2 protein-coding genes are annotated in these 2,787 nt (G+C 65.7%); both read left to right on the top strand.

The features are described from left to right. The first annotated feature begins 713 nt into the window (after positions 1–713). Positions 714–1,520 (top strand): MetQ/NlpA family ABC transporter substrate-binding protein, encoded by an 807-nt coding sequence (locus ACT6Y9_RS10145; RefSeq protein ID WP_443744443.1) that lies wholly within the window; start codon positions 714–716, stop codon positions 1,518–1,520. A gap of 195 nt (positions 1,521–1,715) precedes the next feature. Beyond that, on the top strand, positions 1,716–2,787 hold a 1,072-nt coding region (locus tag ACT6Y9_RS10140), incomplete at its 3' end, for a molybdopterin-dependent oxidoreductase (RefSeq protein ID WP_443744442.1).

Below are 2,787 nucleotides of genomic sequence, written 5' to 3'. Positions count from 1 at the left end.
GGAGTTCTTCGTGGGGTCGGGGGCGGCGTGCGGGCCGCTTCGGCGAGGGTCGAGAATCCCCTATGGTGAAAGTCACTAAGTCTAGTTCTTCCTTAAGGGCATGCCCTGATGGAGTACTTCTCCCACTGTGGAAGATCAAGCCGAGGGCCGTGGGCTTACTGAATCGGGCGGGCGGTGACGGGTCTGGGCGGGGCGGCTAAGCACAACCTTCTACGGGGCTTCTCCATGCAGGGTCGTAATACCTCAAGGCTCATTCAAAAGGGCGAATCGAAACGAAGGCGCTCCGGTAACCTTCATCGAGCCGACGCCCGGGGGGCGGTCGGCGGAGCGCCCCGGAGGAATTCCTCCCGCCCGGGGCGGAGCTCCAGTGAAGCCCGCGGGGTCTTCCTGGAAGCTGCCGGAACAAGCGCTCCTTTTCCGCCGGATCCTCTCCGGCTGCGCCCACCTGCGGCGTGACCTTCGGTCCGCCCGCTTCGGCGCTTGGGGAAAGGTGCACACGCTCGTCTCCTGCAGGTCGTCGGTCGCTTCCGACGCCCGGCCGGATCATCCGGGAGACGCTCATGCGCGTCTCCGCCTCGTCGACGCCGCTTGGGGATTCAGACGCGTCCGCCCGCCTTCGCGAATTGCCCGGGCGGGGCCGCATCGGACCCTCTGAAGACCGAGCCGCCGCAGGGAAAACCTTTCGTCCGCAGTACTTCAAGGAAAACGTCATCATGGCCTTCCTCCGTCTTTCCGCCTTCGCCGGCGCCATCGCCGCCTCCGTCCTCGCCTTCGGCTCCTTCTCATCGGGCGCTCTCGCCGCCGACGTGATCAAGATCGGCGTCACGCCCGTTCCGCACGCCGACATCGTGAACCTCATCAAGCCCAAGCTCGAGAAGGAGGGGGTCGAACTCAAGGTGATCGAATTCAACGACTACGTGCAGCCCAACCTTGCGCTCGACAGCAAGGAGCTCGACGCGAACTTCTTCCAAACGGTCCCCTACCTCGAGGAGTTCGCGAAGCAGCACAACTTCAAGTTCACCATCCTCGTGCCGGTGCATCTCGAACCGATGGCCGTCTACTCGAAGAGGGTGAAGTCGATCAAGGACATTCCGACGGGCTCGCGCATCGCCGTTCCGAGCGATCCGACGAATGAAGGCCGCGCCCTCAAGGTCCTCGAGTCCACGGGCCTCATCAAGCTGCGCGAAGGCGCGACGCTTCTCGCCACGACGGTGGACATCGTCGAGAACCCCAAGAAGCTCTCCTTCTACGAACTCGAGCCCGCGCAGCTCCCGCGCGCGCTTGACGACGTCGCCGCCGCCGTGATCAACGCCAACTACGCGCTCCAAGCGGGCCTAAACCCCGCGCACGACTCCATCGCGATCGAGTCGAAGTCCTCGCCCTTTGCCAACGTCGTGGTGGTCCGCACGGGCGAGGAGAACGAGCCGAAGTTCCAGAAGCTCAAGGCCGCGATCACCTCGCCCGAAGTGAAGAAGTTCATCGAAGAGGAATACAAGGGCGGCGTGCTCCCGACCTTCTGATTCACTCTTTGAGTACGGTTTGGAGGTTTGGGGCGCGGGTCGTCCGCGGGAATCCTGACGGTCCGCGCCCGCCTTTTTCGCGCCTCCAGTGCGCCGCACTCTGATAACGCCCCATCGGCCGCCGGTCTTCGGATCTGCGGTCGTTGGTGTATAAGAACTCCTCGACAACAGACTTCCCGTCCATAGACGCTCTCCATGACCAAGCAATCCGCCGCCCGGCCGACGAACAACGTCCGAGAAACGCTCACCGCCTCGCATTGGGGGCTCTTCTACGCCGAAACGAAGGAGGGGCGCTTGGTGGGTGCGCGTCCCTTTGAAGCGGACGCCGCCCCGTCGTCCAACCTCGCGGATCTGACCGAGCTCCCGTACTCGCAGGCGCGCATCCTTCAGCCGATGGTGCGCCGCGGGTGGCTCGAATCCGGACCGGCGAGTCGAGCCGGGCGCGGAGAGGACGACTTCGTGCCGGTCTCCTGGGAGGAGGCCCTCGACATGACGGCCGGTGAGATCAGGCGCGTCTACGCCGAGCGGGGTCCGAGCGCCGTCTGGGGGCGCTCCTACGGCTGGAAGAGCCCGGGGTCGGTCAACAATTCGATCAGCCTTCTGCAGCGCCTCCTCAACCTGATGGGCGGCTTCGTGCAGACGGGCAACAGCTACTCCACCGCCGCGATCGGGACGATTCTTCCCTACGCATTGGGTGAGAAGGACCCGCGGAGCACCGCCTGGCCGCAGATTCTCGAGCACGCCGAACGCATCGTCTTCTGGGGGTGCGATCCGCTCGTCACGAACGACGTCGACTGGAGCACGACGCTGCACGAATCGACCCGCATCATCCTCAGTCTCAAGGACCATCCGCGCATCAGGACGATCGCGGTGAATCCGCTGCGCCCCAAGACCGCGCAGGCCCTCGGGAGCCGTTGGGTGGCGGTGAAGCCCGGCACCGACTGCGCGCTCATGCTCGGTATCCTCCACGTGCTCGTCACCCGCGGACTCGCCGACCGGGAGTTCCTCGCCCGCTGCACGAGCGGTTGGGAGGCGCTCGAAGGCTACGTGCTCGGGCGTGAGGACGGCGTCGAAAAGACGCCCGAATGGGCCGCGAGGGAGTCGGGCGTTCCGGCCGGGGACGTCGTGTCGCTCGCGCTCGAACTTTCCTCCCGCCGCACGATGATCATGTTCGGCTGGGGCCCGCAGCGCGCCCGCTACGGCGAGCAGCCGCCCTGGATGGCGACCGCACTTGCGGCGGCCCTGGGGCAGATGGGGCTCCCGGGCG

This window comes from Sutterella sp. (genome assembly GCF_052272535.1).
Lineage (GTDB): Bacteria > Pseudomonadota > Gammaproteobacteria > Burkholderiales > Burkholderiaceae_F > Sutterella.
Note: the sequence above shows the minus strand (reverse complement) of the source record. Positions and strands in the feature narration are given on the sequence as shown.